The organism is Bacillus sp. FSL M7-0791, from assembly GCF_038627085.1.
Lineage (GTDB): Bacteria > Bacillota > Bacilli > Bacillales > Bacillaceae > Bacillus > Bacillus safensis.
The window spans coordinates 2,293,342-2,308,718 of sequence record NZ_CP152022.1; the positions used below are offsets into that span (position 1 = coordinate 2,293,342).

At 41.1% G+C, this 15,377-nt stretch carries 20 protein-coding genes; 4 read left to right on the forward strand and 16 right to left on the reverse strand.

Annotated elements, in window-relative coordinates; translation table 11 throughout:
• Window positions 1-39 precede the first annotated feature (39 nt).
• From MHI08_RS11765 to MHI08_RS11775, 3 genes are all read right to left on the reverse strand, one after another.
• On the reverse strand, window positions 40-2,367 hold the full coding sequence (locus MHI08_RS11765) for a DNA internalization-related competence protein ComEC/Rec2 (RefSeq protein ID WP_342500196.1): 2,328 nt from the start codon (window positions 2,365-2,367) through the stop codon (window positions 40-42).
• A complete protein-coding gene (locus MHI08_RS11770) occupies window positions 2,360-2,929 on the reverse strand; it encodes a ComE operon protein 2 (RefSeq protein WP_024423045.1) in 570 nt (189 codons plus the stop codon). Before MHI08_RS11770 ends, MHI08_RS11765 begins: the two co-directional genes overlap by 8 nt.
• A 65-nt stretch (window positions 2,930-2,994) precedes the next feature.
• Window positions 2,995-3,609, reverse strand: coding sequence for a helix-hairpin-helix domain-containing protein (locus MHI08_RS11775; protein ID WP_286098645.1), 615 nt, complete (start codon window positions 3,607-3,609; stop codon window positions 2,995-2,997).
• Window positions 3,610-3,699: 90 nt separating this feature from the next.
• Here MHI08_RS11775 and comER point away from each other — a divergent pair, with 90 nt between their 5' ends.
• The gene (comER, locus tag MHI08_RS11780) at window positions 3,700-4,548 is read left to right on the forward strand and encodes a late competence protein ComER (RefSeq protein WP_024423047.1); all 849 of its coding nucleotides are present in this window, start codon (window positions 3,700-3,702) and stop codon (window positions 4,546-4,548) included.
• A 48-nt stretch (window positions 4,549-4,596) separates the two neighbouring features.
• Here the strand turns inward: comER and MHI08_RS11785 are convergent, their stop codons facing one another.
• From MHI08_RS11785 to MHI08_RS11820, 8 genes are read right to left on the reverse strand one after another with little or no spacing between them, the layout of a single operon-like run.
• Window positions 4,597-5,340 (reverse strand): class I SAM-dependent methyltransferase, encoded by a 744-nt coding sequence (locus MHI08_RS11785; protein WP_342491979.1) that lies wholly within the window; start codon window positions 5,338-5,340, stop codon window positions 4,597-4,599.
• Window positions 5,337-5,693: a ribosome silencing factor gene (gene rsfS, locus MHI08_RS11790; RefSeq protein WP_003217467.1), complete on the reverse strand. Its 357-nt coding sequence runs from the start codon at window positions 5,691-5,693 to the stop codon at window positions 5,337-5,339. Before rsfS ends, MHI08_RS11785 begins: the two co-directional genes overlap by 4 nt.
• Window positions 5,694-5,706: 13 nt before the next feature.
• Complete coding sequence (gene yqeK, locus MHI08_RS11795) at window positions 5,707-6,270, reverse strand: bis(5'-nucleosyl)-tetraphosphatase (symmetrical) YqeK (protein ID WP_024427944.1); 564 nt, start codon at window positions 6,268-6,270, stop codon at window positions 5,707-5,709.
• On the reverse strand, window positions 6,260-6,829 hold the full coding sequence (locus MHI08_RS11800; protein ID WP_342499637.1) for a nicotinate-nucleotide adenylyltransferase: 570 nt from the start codon (window positions 6,827-6,829) through the stop codon (window positions 6,260-6,262). The genes yqeK and MHI08_RS11800 overlap by 11 nt, the downstream gene beginning before the upstream one ends.
• Window positions 6,830-6,842: 13 nt before the next feature.
• The gene (gene yhbY, locus MHI08_RS11805; protein ID WP_008342507.1) at window positions 6,843-7,133 is read right to left on the reverse strand and encodes a ribosome assembly RNA-binding protein YhbY; all 291 of its coding nucleotides are present in this window, start codon (window positions 7,131-7,133) and stop codon (window positions 6,843-6,845) included.
• The gene (gene aroE, locus MHI08_RS11810) at window positions 7,127-7,969 is read right to left on the reverse strand and encodes a shikimate dehydrogenase (protein ID WP_025092937.1); all 843 of its coding nucleotides are present in this window, start codon (window positions 7,967-7,969) and stop codon (window positions 7,127-7,129) included. The genes yhbY and aroE overlap by 7 nt, the downstream gene beginning before the upstream one ends.
• A gap of 21 nt (window positions 7,970-7,990) precedes the next feature.
• Window positions 7,991-9,091: a ribosome biogenesis GTPase YqeH gene (yqeH, locus tag MHI08_RS11815; RefSeq protein ID WP_025092936.1), complete on the reverse strand. Its 1,101-nt coding sequence runs from the start codon at window positions 9,089-9,091 to the stop codon at window positions 7,991-7,993.
• A 2-nt stretch (window positions 9,092-9,093) separates the two neighbouring features.
• Window positions 9,094-9,615, reverse strand: a complete 522-nt coding sequence (locus MHI08_RS11820; protein WP_008356191.1) for a YqeG family HAD IIIA-type phosphatase — start codon at window positions 9,613-9,615, stop codon at window positions 9,094-9,096.
• Window positions 9,616-9,976: 361 nt separating this feature from the next.
• Between MHI08_RS11820 and MHI08_RS11825 the strand changes: the two genes are divergently transcribed.
• A complete protein-coding gene (locus MHI08_RS11825; RefSeq protein WP_003217327.1) occupies window positions 9,977-10,117 on the forward strand; it encodes a sporulation histidine kinase inhibitor Sda in 141 nt (46 codons plus the stop codon).
• A gap of 135 nt (window positions 10,118-10,252) precedes the next feature.
• Here the strand turns inward: MHI08_RS11825 and MHI08_RS11830 are convergent, their stop codons facing one another.
• The 4 genes from MHI08_RS11830 to MHI08_RS11845 form a co-directional block, all read right to left on the reverse strand.
• Window positions 10,253-10,402 carry a hypothetical protein gene (locus MHI08_RS11830; protein WP_162842499.1) on the reverse strand — a complete coding sequence of 50 codons (150 nt, stop codon included), beginning with the start codon at window positions 10,400-10,402 and terminating at the stop codon, window positions 10,253-10,255.
• A gap of 78 nt (window positions 10,403-10,480) precedes the next feature.
• On the reverse strand, window positions 10,481-11,209 hold the full coding sequence (locus tag MHI08_RS11835; protein WP_024423053.1) for a GDSL-type esterase/lipase family protein: 729 nt from the start codon (window positions 11,207-11,209) through the stop codon (window positions 10,481-10,483).
• Window positions 11,210-11,293: 84 nt separating this feature from the next.
• Window positions 11,294-12,034 (reverse strand): polysaccharide deacetylase family protein, encoded by a 741-nt coding sequence (locus MHI08_RS11840; protein WP_025092934.1) that lies wholly within the window; start codon window positions 12,032-12,034, stop codon window positions 11,294-11,296.
• A gap of 168 nt (window positions 12,035-12,202) precedes the next feature.
• Window positions 12,203-13,324, reverse strand: coding sequence for a tetratricopeptide repeat protein (locus MHI08_RS11845; RefSeq protein ID WP_024427938.1), 1,122 nt, complete (start codon window positions 13,322-13,324; stop codon window positions 12,203-12,205).
• A 221-nt stretch (window positions 13,325-13,545) separates the two neighbouring features.
• On the opposite strand from MHI08_RS11845, the gene sigK reads away from it, so the two are divergent.
• Window positions 13,546-14,274 (forward strand): RNA polymerase sporulation sigma factor SigK, encoded by a 729-nt coding sequence (gene sigK / locus MHI08_RS11850; RefSeq protein ID WP_034738387.1) that lies wholly within the window; start codon window positions 13,546-13,548, stop codon window positions 14,272-14,274.
• 134 nt (window positions 14,275-14,408) lie between these two features.
• The gene (locus MHI08_RS11855; RefSeq protein ID WP_024423055.1) at window positions 14,409-15,110 is read left to right on the forward strand and encodes a FadR/GntR family transcriptional regulator; all 702 of its coding nucleotides are present in this window, start codon (window positions 14,409-14,411) and stop codon (window positions 15,108-15,110) included.
• A 100-nt stretch (window positions 15,111-15,210) separates the two neighbouring features.
• Here the strand turns inward: MHI08_RS11855 and MHI08_RS11860 are convergent, their stop codons facing one another.
• On the reverse strand, window positions 15,211-15,351 hold the full coding sequence (locus tag MHI08_RS11860) for a GapA-binding peptide SR1P (protein WP_117590472.1): 141 nt from the start codon (window positions 15,349-15,351) through the stop codon (window positions 15,211-15,213).
• Window positions 15,352-15,377 lie beyond the last annotated feature (26 nt).

Sequence of the window (15,377 nt, forward strand, 5' to 3'; positions counted from 1 at the left end):
CTTCATGAAGGTTACATGACTGCCGTTTTGGCAGTTTTTTTATTGAGTTTGTAAGATATCATATGGAGGGTGTGTGTAAAACGTTCCTTCCTCATCGAGAAATTCATACGTCACGCTCCCGTCGGTATCTGTACGATACACCTTCATTTGCTGGTCCTTTAATTTCTTCAAAACTTCCTGATGTGGGTGCTGATAACGATTGCGTTCACCTGCTGAAATGAGTGCATGTGAGGGCTTGAGATGCTGAAGCCATTCTTCGCTTGTTGACCCTTTACTCCCGTGATGTCCAACCTTTAAGATATCTGCCTGCAGATCAGGATAGGCTTCTATAATGTCTCGCTCCCCTTCTTGTTCAAGATCTCCAGTGAGCATAAACCGCTTCCCGCCTAGAGTAAATGTCAAAACGAGTGAATCATTATTCTTAGTTGTTACCCGATCACGCGATGGATGAAGGACCTTAAATATTTGCTCTCCAATTTGAAGCTGATCTCCTCTCTCTAATTCATCAATCATGATCCCTTGATCAGCTGCTTCTTTTAACAGCTCCGCATCCTCCGGACTCCGTGCAAAGCCTTTTGGAATAGCCAGCCGCTTTACTTTATTTCGTTTGATTAAACGAGCTGCTTCTCCCATATGGTCTTGATCCGCATGTGTAAGAATAAGAACATCAAGTTTTGCTATACCTTTAGAATGCAGAAATGGGATCAGCGTTTGATCACCGATCGAAGACACTTTACGCCTTTTTTTCCACGATTCTTCTTCAAAAGAAAGTCTGCCTCCTGTATCCACAAGCAAGTGCCCCTTTCGATAGGGCAGCTGAATAAACAAACTATCCCCCTGTCCTACATCCAGCATCGTCACTTCCCCTTTTTCGAAAAAATTCGGGGTGAAATAGTGTGCACTCAAGACACCATTAAGAAAAAGGATCGGCAGTGCATAGGATTTCACAGAAGTTTTGCACTCCATCACAAATAACAGAACAATTAACGCGCTCACCTCAAGAAGAATATGCCACCAAGCAGACTTCATAAAAATCAAGTTGAATTCATCAAAAACAGCCATATAGGCTGATAATTGATGACTAAGCTGAATCACCGAATCAAGCAGCTGAAACAATGTTTGTCCAAGCGGAAGATAAATGGTAGTGAGAATAAAAAAGAGTAAGGATAGCGGCATAACGACCGTCGTATATAAAGGAACAAATATCATGTTCAAAGGTACGCTCAGTAAAGAGAATTGGTGAAAATGATATAAAAGAACAGGAAGTGAAGCAAGCTGTGCAATAAAGGAAATCAGGAATAATTGCATGACTGAACTTTTTGCTTTTGATAAAATCCTAGTCGATAACAAAATAAAAGACGTGACCGCGAATGAAAGCTGAAATCCGATATCAAATAAATAAAGAGGATGAATTGCTAGTAAGAGTAAAAACGTTGCACTTAATACTACAGCAGAAGGCTGTTTCATTTCTTTTGGCAAACTAGTCATCACTAAATAGATTCCTGCCATGAGGCAAGCTCTTAAAACAGATGGTGCAGCACCTGTCAAACAAGCATAAATAGGAAGAAAGCATAATAGAAGAATACGTGCTGTCTCTCTTGTCACGCCCGCACGAAGGAGACACCAAAATAAACATGCAAGAAGCGTTTGTACATGCAATCCTGAGATCGCTAGTAAATGAATAATCCCAAGCATTTGATAATCTCTTAATGTGTCAGGGTCTATCAACTCACGATCGCCAAAAATAAGTGCCTGTACAATGCCAACAGAGTGTTTAGGCACATGATCTTCTAAAAATTTCAACCCCTTTTGCCTTATCACTTGAAGATAATAGGAAGAACTGTCTTTTTTTGTACAGTTTTTGATCGACTGTGGCAGAAAAATGGCGTCAATGCCTTTTGATTTTAAAAATTGATCGTATTGAAACCCGTTAGGAATGGTTGCGTGCTTTGCTGGACGAACATCACCTGTCATGTGACAGCTCATACCAGGTTCTACCTCTTTTAATGCCTCCTTTTCACGCTCTGTTTGAATTGTATAAAAAGTGGCTAGTTGTTCATGGTCTGTTGAAACAGTCGCTGAAAAACGATTGCCATCTGTTTTCGGAATACTTTCAATCACAACGGAACCAGATAGGAATTTTTCTAGTACGGGTTGATCCGTTTCAAGAGACTCATGAATCATAAAAATGAGTATATAGACAGCACCGCATAGGCTGACCATTAAAAAGAGCTGAGGCATTTTTTTCAGTAGGCTGAGAAGTAATATGATGAGAAGAAAGAGAAGGAAATACATATGAAGATGATATGCAGCCAGAGCAATTCCAACAGCTGCTGAAATTGCCCCAAACGGCAAATATTTAAACATAGGAAGTAAATAATTGATTTGCCTTCTCATGCATATCGCGAATTTCTGTTTCGCTAAGTCCTGATTCACTCAGCTTCCCAATTAAATCTGCAACAAAGGCCAATTTTTCTTGATTTTTTAAGTCGATGATCATTTCATCTAATTCAACTTGCTCTGTTTGAACACCCGCCTGCTCGAATAAATCAATCGCATATGGATGATTTTTATAATCCTTTGCATAGTACACTGTTCGTATGCCCGCTTGAATGATGGCTTTACAGCACTGTAAACAAGGAAAATGTGTGACATATATTTCAGCATCAGCTGTAGGTGCACCAAATTTGGCACATTGTAAAATAGCATTCATTTCCGCATGGATGGTGCGAACACAGTGATGATCAATGACATAGCACCCTACATCCGCACAATGAACATCACCGGCAATGGAGCCATTATACCCCCCTGCAATGATGCGCTTGTCCCTTACGATGGTCGCCCCAACAGCTAACCGCTCACAGGTGCTTCGTAAAGCAAGCAAATGGCTTTGTGCCATAAAATATTGATTCCATGAAATTCTTTCCACGAGCTGATCCCTCCAGAATGATGGTTGATATTAAGTGTACATGCCTTTCTTCTCTACCGTCAATTCTACTTCACGGTCAATTGACTTTTCAGCCGTTCAATCGTCTTTTCCCCAAAACCTGAAATGTTCCGCAAGTCTTCAATTTGTTGAAATTCTCCGTGTTCCTCTCTATACGTAATGATAGCTTCGGCTTTAGCTGGTCCTATGCCGTTAATGGTTTGCAATTCGGCTGCATCGGCCTGATTGACATTCACACCTTCACTCTTTTCAACGCCCGCTGATGCTGTTTGCGTTTCTCTTTCCGCTTCTCCCTGCTTCCGAACATAAATCATCATACTATCCTCTAATTTAGCTGCTTGGTTGATTTCAATCGAGTCTGCTTTGCTGGTAAAGCCTCCTGCCCTTTGAATCGCTTCCTCTACCCGAGCATCAGATTGAAACGTATAAACACCTGGCTTCCTTACAGCTCCTTTGACCTCTACAAAAATCGTCGATGGCTCTTTTTCTGTTTCTTGTTTGTCTTCTAATATGACTTGTATGTCTTTATTTTCCTTCAATACACTTGGCTCTCTGCTGCCCTCTCCTTTTCCAGTGAAAAAGAAGAAACTGAAGATGATCACGACTATGAGACCAGCGGCGATATAAAGACTGTATTTTTTTAATGAAATGAGTCGTTTCACTTACTCACGCTTCTTTCAATCATATTTTTCTACTGCTCAACATACTGTTTAGAAGATAACAGATCCTATGCGTCTAAGGAGGGAGAACGTTTGAATATAGGGTTAATCGGTACAGGAAACATGGGTACCATACTTACTGAGGCATTTATTGAATCAAAGGCAGTCAATCCCTCATCGATTACCATTACAAACCGAACCATTGAAAAAGCGTTCAATATAAAAAAGAACCATCCAGAGCTTGAAGTAACGAAACAGCTTTCAGGGGCTGTCACGAATAAAGATTTCATTTTTGTTTGTGTCAAACCACTTGATATTTATCCACTTTTAAAAGAGCTGAGCCCTCTTTTAACGGAGCAGCAAACCATTGTCATCATTACAAGTCCGGTTCATCCTGAACAGCTTCAGGATATCGTTCCTTGTCAAACAGCCAGGCTGATCCCAAGCATTACAAACCGCGCTTTATCAGGCGCATCACTTTTAACTTTTGGTTCATCATGCAATGCCGCGACGAAAACTGCGTTAAGACAGTTAGCTTCGTGCATTTCAACACCTATCGAGATCCATCATTCAATTACTAGAGCGGCTTCCGATATTGTCAGCTGCGGACCTGCTTTTATCAGTTTTCTCGTTCAGAAAATGATTGAAGCAGCCGTAGAAGAAACGGATATTTCCAAAGAAGAAGCCACCACCTTATCAGAGGATATGCTTGTTGGTCTTGGCCGTTTGATTGAAAAAAGAGTCTATACCCTTCCGACACTGCAAGACAAAGTATGTGTGAAAGGCGGCGTCACTGGTGAAGGCATTAAAGCACTTGAAGCAGGTGTGCAAGATATGTTTCACCGTCTCTTTCAAAATACCCATGAAAAATTCGATGAAGATCTAGAAGCGGTTGCGCATCAATATCCGCCAAGTGTGTTCACTGATGATCGCAGAAATTAATCATCTTTGCAACAAACGAAAAAAGGGTTTTAAAAAACCATCGTTCTATTAAACGATGGTTTTTGGTTTCTTAGCTGAGATGAAATATCTTTCGGCAAATTCACCGGGGGCTTCATTTGTAAAATCAGCAGTCACTTCTATTTGTTCAAAGCCAGCGGACTCAAGGAACGCTGCATATGTTTCAAATGGAAATGTGCGCTGTTCATGTGTCTCATCATAACGCTGATACATGTCTCCGTCTTTTACAAAAAAGCTTAAATCATGTATGACCGAATACATGTCATCCCCTTTATCACTCTGCCAAATATAGCTGATCTCTTCATCTTGATCTGCATAAGTCGAACCTGGGAATACCTCTTCCATTTTATAAGGCGTATGAACATCAAAAAGTAAAACCCCACCTGCCTCTAAAAGCTGAAACATGTTTTTAAAGGTTTTTTTGACGTCATTTTCGTTTTTTAAGTAATTCAAGGAATCACAGCAAATAACGGCTGCTTGGAAGGCTTGCTCAAAGCCCGTAACCTCTCTCATATCTTGATGTAAAAATTGAATCGACTGATTTTTCGCCTGCGCTTTTTGCTGCGCAAAGGCCAGCATTTCTTCACTGAGGTCAATTCCTGTGACCTTGTGGCCCTTTTCAGCTAACCGAAGAGAAATCTCTCCAGTTCCACAGCCTACATCGAGGATGGCAGCATTCGGCTTCATATACTGCTGGATCCACTGAACCCATTCATCATAAGGTGCATGTGTCATGAGCTCGTCATACACACCTGCAAACCCTTGATAAATCATGAGTTAATGCCAAGTGAAAGCGTTTCTCTCGGCGCATCTCCCCATAGCTTTTCTAGATTGTAGTATCCTCTTTCTTCTTTGTGGAACACATGGGCAATGACATCACCTAGGTCAATCAATACCCATCTTGCTTCATCAAAGCCTTCCATCTTCTTCACTTCGATTCCGCTTTCCTCTGCAAGATGTTTTACTTCTCTTGCAATGGCTTGCACTTGTTTATCAGAATTCCCGTGACAAATGAGAAAATAATCCGCAACAAGTGAGATTCCTTGCATATTAAGGGCAATAATATCCTCAGCCCGTTTATCATCGCATGCTCCTGCTGCGACGTTTAAAATTGATGATGAATCCATCCAAAATTCCTCCTTAGTTGTTCTTATGCACAAGCGAATTGTAAGTAGCAAGCGTATCTGGAAAGACTGGCTGATTCTTTTTCATTAGAAAACTGATGGTGTTTTTTAATGATTGGATCAGTGCACGATCTAGATCATTTTCTGCTAATTCCCTTACTTCTTCGACACCAGGGAAATGACGTCCTGGTTCAATATAATCTGCGACATAAATGACTTTTTCAAGTAAGGTCATGTCTGGTCTGCCGGAAGTATGAAATTCAATAGCTGTTAACACATCTTGATCGTCAATTCCAGCTTCTGTTTTGACCAAATAGGCACCAACCGGGGCGTGCCAAAGCTCGGGCGAATATTCAAGCAATAAAGGGTTCATCTGTTCTTTTTGGATAATCCCCTTCATTTCTTCTTTTGGTCTAAATTTCGCATAATCATGAAAAATAGCGGCGATCTCTGCTTTTTTCACATCTGCACCGAACCGTTCCGCTAATGAAATGGCTGTCTCCATGACCCCGAGTGTATGTGTATATCTATGCTCTGTTAACTGCTCTTTGACACAGTTCAATGCTTCTTCACGATTCATATAAATGATGCTCCTTTATATAACGCTCAACAGCTTTCGGAATCAAATAATCGACAGGGTTCCCCTGCTCTATTCGCTGCCTAATCAATGTCGATGATACATCAAAAGCTGGAACATCTGCAAATAAAAGAGGATATGCCGTACTTCCAACGTAACCCGGCCTTTTCATCCCAATAAAGGTGATCATTTGAAGCAAATCATTGATCCGATGCCATTTTGGCAAATACTCGACCATGTCCGCTCCTATCATAAAAAAGAACTGATCTTCTGGATGACGCTTCTTTAACAGATCGACTGTATCTACCGTATAAGACGGACCCTCCCGCTCCATTTCAATGAGCTCGAGCCGAAAATATGGATTTGATTGAATCGCTGACTCCACCATTTTTATGCGGTGATGACTATCTGCTCGTTTCCGTCCAGTTTTATGAGGAGGCATATGGTTTGGGATAAACCAAATTTCATCAAGCCCCACTTGAATCCGCACCTCACTTGCCATCAGCAAATGCCCGTTATGGGGAGGATCAAACGTACCGCCGAACAACCCTATTTTTTTCATATCGCATCCACCTTTACGGCAGCTTAATTTGTTTATTTTCCTTAGATTCTTTGTAAAGGACAATCACATTTCCGATCGTTTGAACGAGCTCAGCCTTTGCACCTTTTACAAGTGCTTTCGCAACTTCCGTTTTGTCCTCGTCACAATTTTGCAATACGCTGACCTTTAACAGTTCTCTTGCTTCAAGCGCCTCGGAAATTTGCTTGACCATATTGTCATTTACCCCGCCTTTTCCAACTTGAAAAATAGGTGATAAATGATGTGCTTGTGCACGTAAAAAACGTTTTTGCTTACCTTTTAACATGGTGTTCCTCCTAATTTCTCTATGACAATTGACTTCATTTTTCCGGCGTCAGGTGTAATGCCTGTCCACAGTTCAAAGGCTCTTACTGCTTGTCCGACAAACATGCCAACCCCATCCACTGTTTTCAAGCCTAAACCTGCTGCTTCCCTAAGCAGTTTTGTTTCTATTGGATTATACACAATATCACAAACGACCGCTGTTTTTTTTGCGTTCGCTAAAGAAATCGGGGTTTCTTCAACATTCGGATACATGCCGATCGAGGTCGTATGGATGATGACATCATATTCCCCAAGCCGCTCTTCTGCTGCATTTAATGTGATTGCTTGAGATGTGATTTTTCCCTCTGCAGTTTCAATTAAAGCTTCAGCTTTTTCAATGGTGCGGTTCGTAATATCAAAGCTCTTCGGTGCATACTGAGCAATTGTCGTATAAATCGCTCTTGCGGCTCCGCCAGCACCAATCAAGAGAAATGACAGCTCTGATAACGGCTGATCCAAGGCTTCAAGCAATGAATGAAGAAAGCCTTCTCCATCTGTATTGTACCCAACGAGCTGATCCCCTTCGAGCCGCACCGTATTGACGGCACCGAGGCGTTCAGCTGTCACATCAATTTTGTCAAGGTACTTCATGATTTCTACCTTGTGAGGAACAGTGACGTTAATGCCGCTGATTCCTAACGCCTTCATGCCGCTAATCGCATCTTTCAGGTCATCATTTTCTACTTGAAAGCCATGATAATGTCCATCAATTCCAGCGTCCTTTAGTGCTGCATTATGAATATCCGGAGACATTGAGTGGCCAACAGGGTTACCGATTACTCCGTATAAAGGTTTCAAGGTCTCTCCCCCTTTGAACATTTAAATTAACGAACGTCTCATAAACACATGAACGCCTTTTGGCGCATAAACTTTGATTTGCTTGCCCGCATCATTTGCAGTAACCCAGCCTAAACCTGAAAAGACGATGTCCATTTTTGGCTGATCAATGGTAAAGGTATGCGGAACGAGCGGCGGGAAATCTTCCATTCCCTCTTTTGATGGCGGTGACAGCAGTTCCCCTGCATGTTTTTCATATAAATCATCTGCGTTCTCCAGCTTTGTCCGGTGAATGTTCAGCTCATTTGGCATATAGCAGACAAATGATGTTCTGCCGCCTTTTACGTAATCAAATCGAGCCAGTCCGCCAAAATAAAGCGTTTGTGCTTCATTTAATTGGAAAGTTCTCGGTTTCAATTCTTTTTTCGGCGTTAAAATCTTTAAGTCATTTTTGCTGACATAGTGCGCCATTTGATGGCGGTTGATGATGCCCGGCGTATCGAATAAAGCAGACCCGTCATCAAGCGGGATTTCAATCGCATCAAGTGTAGTACCTGGATATTGGGATGTAGTAATGACGTTCTCTTCGCCAGATACTTCTTTGATGATTCGATTGATAAATGTTGATTTTCCAACATTCGTACAGCCGACGACATAGACATTTCTTCCCTCTCGGTAATGATCGATCGCTTCCATCACCTCAGGCACACCCTGGCCTCTGCTTGCACTGATCAAGAAAACATCGATAGGGTTTAATCCGTTTTCCTTTGCTTCCCGTTTCATCCAATGAATCAGACGATCTTTTTTCACGGATTTCGGTAAAATATCCACTTTGTTGCCGACAAGTAAAATCGGATTACCGCCGACAATACGGTTCAGCCCATTGATCCAGCTTCCGTTAAAGTCAAAAATATCAACGACCTTCACAATGAGAGAATCTGTCTCTCCAATGCTGTGCAATATATTTAAAAAGTCGTCTTCTGTTAAAGAAACATCTTGAATCTCATTGTAGTTCTTTAACCTAAAACAGCGCTGACAGATCACATCTTCTTTCAATAGAGATGCTGCCGGCGCATATCCTAATTGATCTTTATCTTCCGTCTGAATGGCTACACCGCAGCCAATACAAACAACCTTTTCCATTATTACTCTTCCTCCCACTGAATGTGGCCCTTACGCTTTAAGGCTCCTAAAATTCTGCGTTCAATCTGCCTGTTAAACTTTGTGAAAAATCCGTCCGAGGCAGCAACAGGAACGACCAAAATCGTATGGAAGCCATGACGATTCCCGCCAAGAACATCTGTCATGAGCTGATCCCCAATGACAACCACATCTTCTTTTTTCAACTGCATATCAGCGACTGCCTTATTAAAGGCTCTTCCCATAGGCTTTCTCGCTTTATAAATAAACGGGATATGAACCGGTTCAGAAAAAAGCTTGACCCTTTTTTCATTATTGTTTGATACAATCGTCACTTGTATCCCGTGATCTTTCATTTCTTGAAACCATTCAATTAAGCGCGGTGTCGCACTTGGACGGTCCCATTCTACTAGTGTGTTATCTAGATCGGTAATAATTCCTTTTACATTTCGTTCTTTTAATTTTTGCGGCGAAATGTGGAAAATACTTTTCACAAATTCATCCGGTAAGAAATACTTCTTTAGCACAATTTGCACCCTTTCTTCCATTGGTTTTCAGCGATTGTGTCGAATCAAATCACAATTTGTCTGTCTATCGAATACAATGAAAAAGTTTTCGACATATGATGAGGACCTTCAACAGGTGTGGATAATTTTACACACATTATCCACCTATATTTCATCATGCTTTCATTCAATTATAAACACTCTACCCACAAGTTATCCACTTAACCATGTGGATAACAGAACGATTGTTCTTGTTTCCCATTCATGGTAGATTAAAGGTACTTCAAAGACAGTCGATCAACCTATGATGATATGTCTTTTTCTCAAATTTTATGCCAACTTTTTCAGGGGAGGTGTTTTTCCCATCATATGGGTTTCTAGTATGAAAAAGCTGTCAGATGATTTACTTATAGAATCGTATTATAAAGCAAATGAAATGAACTTAAATCGCGACTTCATTGAATTAATTGAGACAGAAATGAAAAGACGTTCGCTCGGGCATATGCTCTCTGTTTCCTCTTAATTCCATATCACAGGAACCATGCCTCCCGAGCACTCTCCTTTTTTAAACTCAGGTGACTGATATTATATCACTTGCGCTATAGGCTTACTACTATTTTCCGTAAAAAACACCCCTTCTGATGAAAGAAGAGGTGTCTTAATTGCAAGGCTGTTCATTCCAAAACCATAACCCTCCGCCTACGACTAAAATGACCACAAGGAACACAACAAGAAAAGCGTAACCGATTCCTGCTCCTTGTGCTGGATAAGGCGAACACGCAGGGTAAGGATAAGGACATCCCCACATATCAGTTACCTCCTTCTAGGAAGATATACTGTTAGACTATGCTGGATGGATGGTCTTGTTTAGGCAGATGGCCATCATTTAAAAATGTTTGATGACATCACGCTCTTTGATTTCGTTATAAATAATTCTCGCCCCTTTTGGTGTCATATGATTGCCAGAAGGGTCGATCAAGCCTGACTGAATCAGGGCATGATCACTATCTTCTCCAGCTTCTCGAATGAAAGCTTTCCAGTTGTCGACAAGCGGCACCTGCTCATCCTTCGCTACTTCTCTTGTGATGTCATTATAAGAGTTTTGCCAAGCTCTTGCCCCGCCTCTCCCGGCAAAATAAGATGACTTATATCTGGAGTAATAATACAAGCCCTTTTTCCCGCCTTCTACAACAGGCACACAGGTCATGAGAATCGGGGTAATGCCTTCTTTTCTACTTTCAGAAATGAAGTAGGTTAAATTTTCTTTAAACCGTTTTTTCGTCACTCGGGGATGTTTCCCGTCTAAAATCGCCGCATCATTCGTACCGAACATAATGAGGACGTAAGTTGGTTTCTGTTTTAAAATATCCTGCTCAAAGCGCAGTTTCGCGTCTTCAGTCGTCTGCCCGCCAATGCCTGCATTCTTCACTTGAATTTGGCCGCGCTCGACGTTTTTCATGAGATTCACCCATTTTTCAGATGTTGGATAATCTCGAAAGTCCCAGTTTGATCCTCTTGTATTGCTGTCACCAAATGCAATGACGCTTTCTTGTACTGGCTTAGAGCACCCAGCAGCAACACATAATAGGATGAAAAGGAAAACATATTTCTTCACAACATTCACCTCCAAAAGCCCTCTTCATATAGTAAACGACAAGACTTTTGGTTTCAATGAATGAATGTTTTTGACGAATGCTGCCTATTGCATCTGAACAGGCATATATGCTTTGTCGTGGTGCAGCAGTTCACTTACTTTTACAAATTCATAGCCCCTCTTTTTCAACTCAGGAATTACTTGTTTCAATGCTTCTACCGTTTGCTTGCGATTTCCCCCGCCATCATGTAAAAGGATAATATCGCCGCCTTGAATATGATCAATAATTCGGCTTGCAATTTTACGTGCGCCTGGTCTTGACCAGTCCTTCGGATCTTGCGTAAAGGACCACATGACCACATCGTACCCTTGCTTTGACAGAATGCGGAATGATTTCATTGTTAAGCGTCCACCAGGAGGGCGAAATAATAAGGGACCGCCAGGCTGGAGTGAAGCGATATGAGCCGCTGATTCTTTTAATTCCCGCTTGATCTCCTTTGACGACAAAAGGTCAAAATACGTATGATTCATCGTATGATTGCCGAGTTCATTCCCTTCGTCCACAATCCGTTCTGCGATCATTGGATAAGCATGGATTCTGCTTCCTATCACAAAAAAGCTTGCATTCACTTGATGCTCCTTCAGCACATCTAATATTTGATTTGTATACACTGGATGAGGTCCATCATCAAAGGTGATCGCAATCTTTTTCCGTTCCGCTCTCATGTCCCAAAAGGCACGTCCCGTTTTTTCAAGATCGACTCGTTTTAATGTATGTGCCTCTACTTCATTAGGAACAAAAGCACATAGCAGCCATATACACATCAAGATATGCAGCCCTCTCATTCGACCGCCTCCTCCACCGAACATCATTACCGATAAATTGCCCGCTTTCGCATCAATTCATGCAAGCTTCATAGTGATATCTGCTTCTTTTTCAAATAAAAAAAGCCGGCCATACTGGCCCGCTCTTTGTTTCACGTTTGGTTTCTCTCTTCAACTGTCGAACGTTGCTTAGAATTCATACAGACACTCTCCTTCTTGGATTTGATTTTGAGCCCATAATAATTTCTGATAATACTGGTTGGACTTTTTGTATTGTTGAGAGGCTTCTAAGGCTGTCGCAATTTCTAGTGAGATATCCTCTATATAAGAGTATAGGCTAAGTTTTTCCAAATAATCAATGGTTTTTTGCAGTTGGTCTTCATTGATTTCCTGAACATATAAAGCATCCAGATACTCAAACATATGACAGAACAGCTGGTCTTCATGCTTCTTTGCAGCCAATTTCCCATCTTCTAATATGCGCAGGGCATCCGCCTGTTCATTCTGTCTAAAAAGCAGCTTCGCCAGCGTATAGAGCGTATGCGGAAGCGTTGGGAGCAGCTCTTTGCGGGCAAGATCAGCGGATTCCGTTAAATATCGTTCCGCTTCCTCTCTATAGCCAAGCTCGCCATAACATTTTCCTAAATTATAGAGCGCTGAACTGTATATGCGCGGGTGATCAATTTGAGATGCGAGCTGTTTTGCCTTTTTTAAATGAGGCAGTGCTCGGTCTTTTCGTTTTAAATCTTGATAATTTCCTGAGATGACAAAGAGACATTGAATGATGCGAATCGTATACGCATCATGCTGATCGTATATTTCCAGCGCCTTTAAAATATGGTGCATGGAGACATGTGTTTGTTTCATGATATAGTAGGCTTCTGCCACTTTAAAATGAAACTCTGCCTGCTCAATATCATCAAATACCATGGACAGCTGCTTTTCTGCGACTCGATAATATTTGACGGCTTCTAAATATTCTTTTTGACTAAATTCATGCATGCCACGAAAAAATGCATGGTAATAATGCAGCATATCAGATAACTCATGATTGGAGTTTTCGATTTTATCGACTAGATTAGATACTGAGAAAGGTTGATATTTTGAAGGGTGTATATAGTCAAGCATGATTTGGTGCCGAAAACACATGAGCTGATAATAAATCAGTAAATGCTGGTCCTCTTCCATTTGTTCAATTTCCGCTTCAACTTCCGCTTTCAAGATTTCCGCATCTGGAACACTGAACTGCCGTATCATTCGATACCATTCATTAATTTTCATACCTACATGTGAAGATAGAACCTTCCCCATGTTCCGAAATTACCCCTTCCTTTTCGGTCTAATATTACATATTTTAGCACGCTTCTTGACCGCCAAGCACCGCAAAGAAACCGCAAACATATGAGAGGGGCTGTAAAAAGAGACGAACATTTTTCGAAAAACATGATTTTTTCATCGTACAGACACAGACAATCCCTCCTTCACATACATTTGAGGATATAGGCAGCGGCCTAAACATGGTGGAGGTGAAAATCGTGGCAGGAGTATTTACAGCGATGGGATTGATGGTCAAAGAATTGGTGTTTTTAGTGTCCTATGTCAAAAACAATGCCTTTCCACAGCCCCTTTCGGGAGATGATGAAAAAAAATACTTAGCCCTCATGGCACAGGGCGATGAACACGCAAGAAACATGCTGATTGAACATAACCTTCGGCTCGTCGCCCATATTGTAAAGAAATTTGAAAATACCGGGGAAGACGCTGAAGACCTCATCTCCATCGGGACGATCGGACTCATTAAAGCCATCGAAAGCTATTCCTCTGGAAAAGGAACAAAGCTTGCAACGTATGCAGCGCGGTGTATTGAAAATGAAATTCTCATGCATTTACGCGCGCTCAAAAAAACGAAAAAAGACGTCTCCTTGCATGACCCCATCGGTCAGGATAAAGAAGGCAACGAAATTTCATTAATCGATGTCTTAAAATCCGAAAATGAAGATGTGATCGATACCATTCAGCTCAACATGGAGCTTGAAAAAGTAAAAGAGTATATCGACATTCTCGACGGCCGAGAAAAAGAAGTGATCGTCGGCCGGTTCGGCCTTGATTTAAAGAAAGAAAAAACGCAGCGGGAAATAGCCAAAGAGCTTGGGATATCGCGGAGCTATGTGTCACGTATTGAGAAGCGCGCGCTGATGAAAATGTTTCATGAGTTTTACCGGGCGGAGAAGGAAAAACGGAAACGGGAGAAAGGGAAGTGAGCGGAAAACTTCATAGAGGACTACTTTTCAATAAAAACAGGCCCTCATAAGGTCTGTTTTTATTTTGCCCTTCAAATCTGAAAAGTATATAATTAATATACTTGTATGACAAATAACAATACCTATTGAAAGGAGTGATTTTTATGAAATTCAATCCTGTTTCTAATAAAAAATTATATATACAGATTTATAATCAAATCCTTTCAGAAATACAGTTAGGCTCTTTTAAAGTAGGAGATAAACTTCCTTCTGAAAGAGAACTATGTGAACAATTTGGCGTCAGCCGTGCACCCGTTAGGCAAGCTCTCAGTGCATTAGAAATGAATGGTGTCATTTACTCCCGTCAAGGAGAAGGTGTGTTCGTTAAAAATACGACCATCACCACTGAAGGGACTCTTTCTATGAAATCAGCATCTCCTGAAGATATTGTGGAAGCCCGAATGCACATTGAGCCTTTAATTATCCATTTTGCGGCTTTGAGAGCAACCGATCAAGAGATTGAGGAGCTTAAACAGACGATAAAAAAAATGGAAGAAGAAACACGGTCGGGTGTATATGTTCCTGAAACCGACGAACAACTACATATGGGCATTGCAAGAGCGTCACATAACGATTTATTTGTTACCTTTATGTCTTCTATTACGAATGCTATGAAACAACAGGAAATGTGGAGATTTATTCGTGATCGGACTGTTACTCGTTCAGATTATCGAGAGATCAACTTTCAAGAGCACAAAATGATTATAAAAGCACTAGAAGAGCGGAACGCATCAGAAGCCGTAACACGGATGACTGACCATATGCAAAATTTATATGATCGCTACTGGAAAAGCTAATCTCTCCGCTTATACACATTTTAAAAAAAGTTCTTTTAAAACAAATAAAGGCGTCTAACCGCAAGTCGAACTTGTGAGTTATGCGCCTTTGTTTTTCATTTCAACGTTTTTTTGATTCTAAGCATTTTTCGCATATTCCGTATAAAACCTTAACACCTTCACATCCATGAGCTGTATCAATCATTTCCTCACATTCTTTGCACACAATCGTGTTTTGCGGCACATTTGATTTCTTTTCCATCCTCATATCAGCTCCTTCGTTTTGAT

Coding starts and splice junctions, on each gene's coding strand:
- MHI08_RS11765 (WP_342500196.1), bottom strand. CDS start 2,367: ATGTTTAAATATTTGCCGTTTGGGGCAATTTCAGCAGCTGTTGGAATT.
- MHI08_RS11785 (WP_342491979.1), bottom strand. CDS start 5,340: ATGATTTATCAAGGGTTTGCAGGTGTGTATGACGAGCTCATGACACAT.
- rsfS (WP_003217467.1), bottom strand. CDS start 5,693: ATGGATTCATCATCAATTTTAAACGTCGCAGCAGGAGCATGCGATGAT.
- yqeK (WP_024427944.1), bottom strand. CDS start 6,270: ATGAATCGTGAAGAAGCATTGAACTGTGTCAAAGAGCAGTTAACAGAG.
- MHI08_RS11800 (WP_342499637.1), bottom strand. CDS start 6,829: ATGAAAAAAATAGGGTTGTTCGGCGGTACGTTTGATCCTCCCCATAAC.
- yhbY (WP_008342507.1), bottom strand. CDS start 7,133: ATGTTAAAAGGTAAGCAAAAACGTTTTTTACGTGCACAAGCACATCAT.
- yqeH (WP_025092936.1), bottom strand. CDS start 9,091: ATGGAAAAGGTTGTTTGTATTGGCTGCGGTGTAGCCATTCAGACGGAA.
- MHI08_RS11825 (WP_003217327.1), top strand. CDS start 9,977: ATGAAAAAGCTGTCAGATGATTTACTTATAGAATCGTATTATAAAGCA.
- MHI08_RS11830 (WP_162842499.1), bottom strand. CDS start 10,402: ATGTGGGGATGTCCTTATCCTTACCCTGCGTGTTCGCCTTATCCAGCA.
- MHI08_RS11840 (WP_025092934.1), bottom strand. CDS start 12,034: ATGAGAGGGCTGCATATCTTGATGTGTATATGGCTGCTATGTGCTTTT.
- MHI08_RS11845 (WP_024427938.1), bottom strand. CDS start 13,324: ATGGGGAAGGTTCTATCTTCACATGTAGGTATGAAAATTAATGAATGG.
- MHI08_RS11860 (WP_117590472.1), bottom strand. CDS start 15,351: ATGGAAAAGAAATCAAATGTGCCGCAAAACACGATTGTGTGCAAAGAA.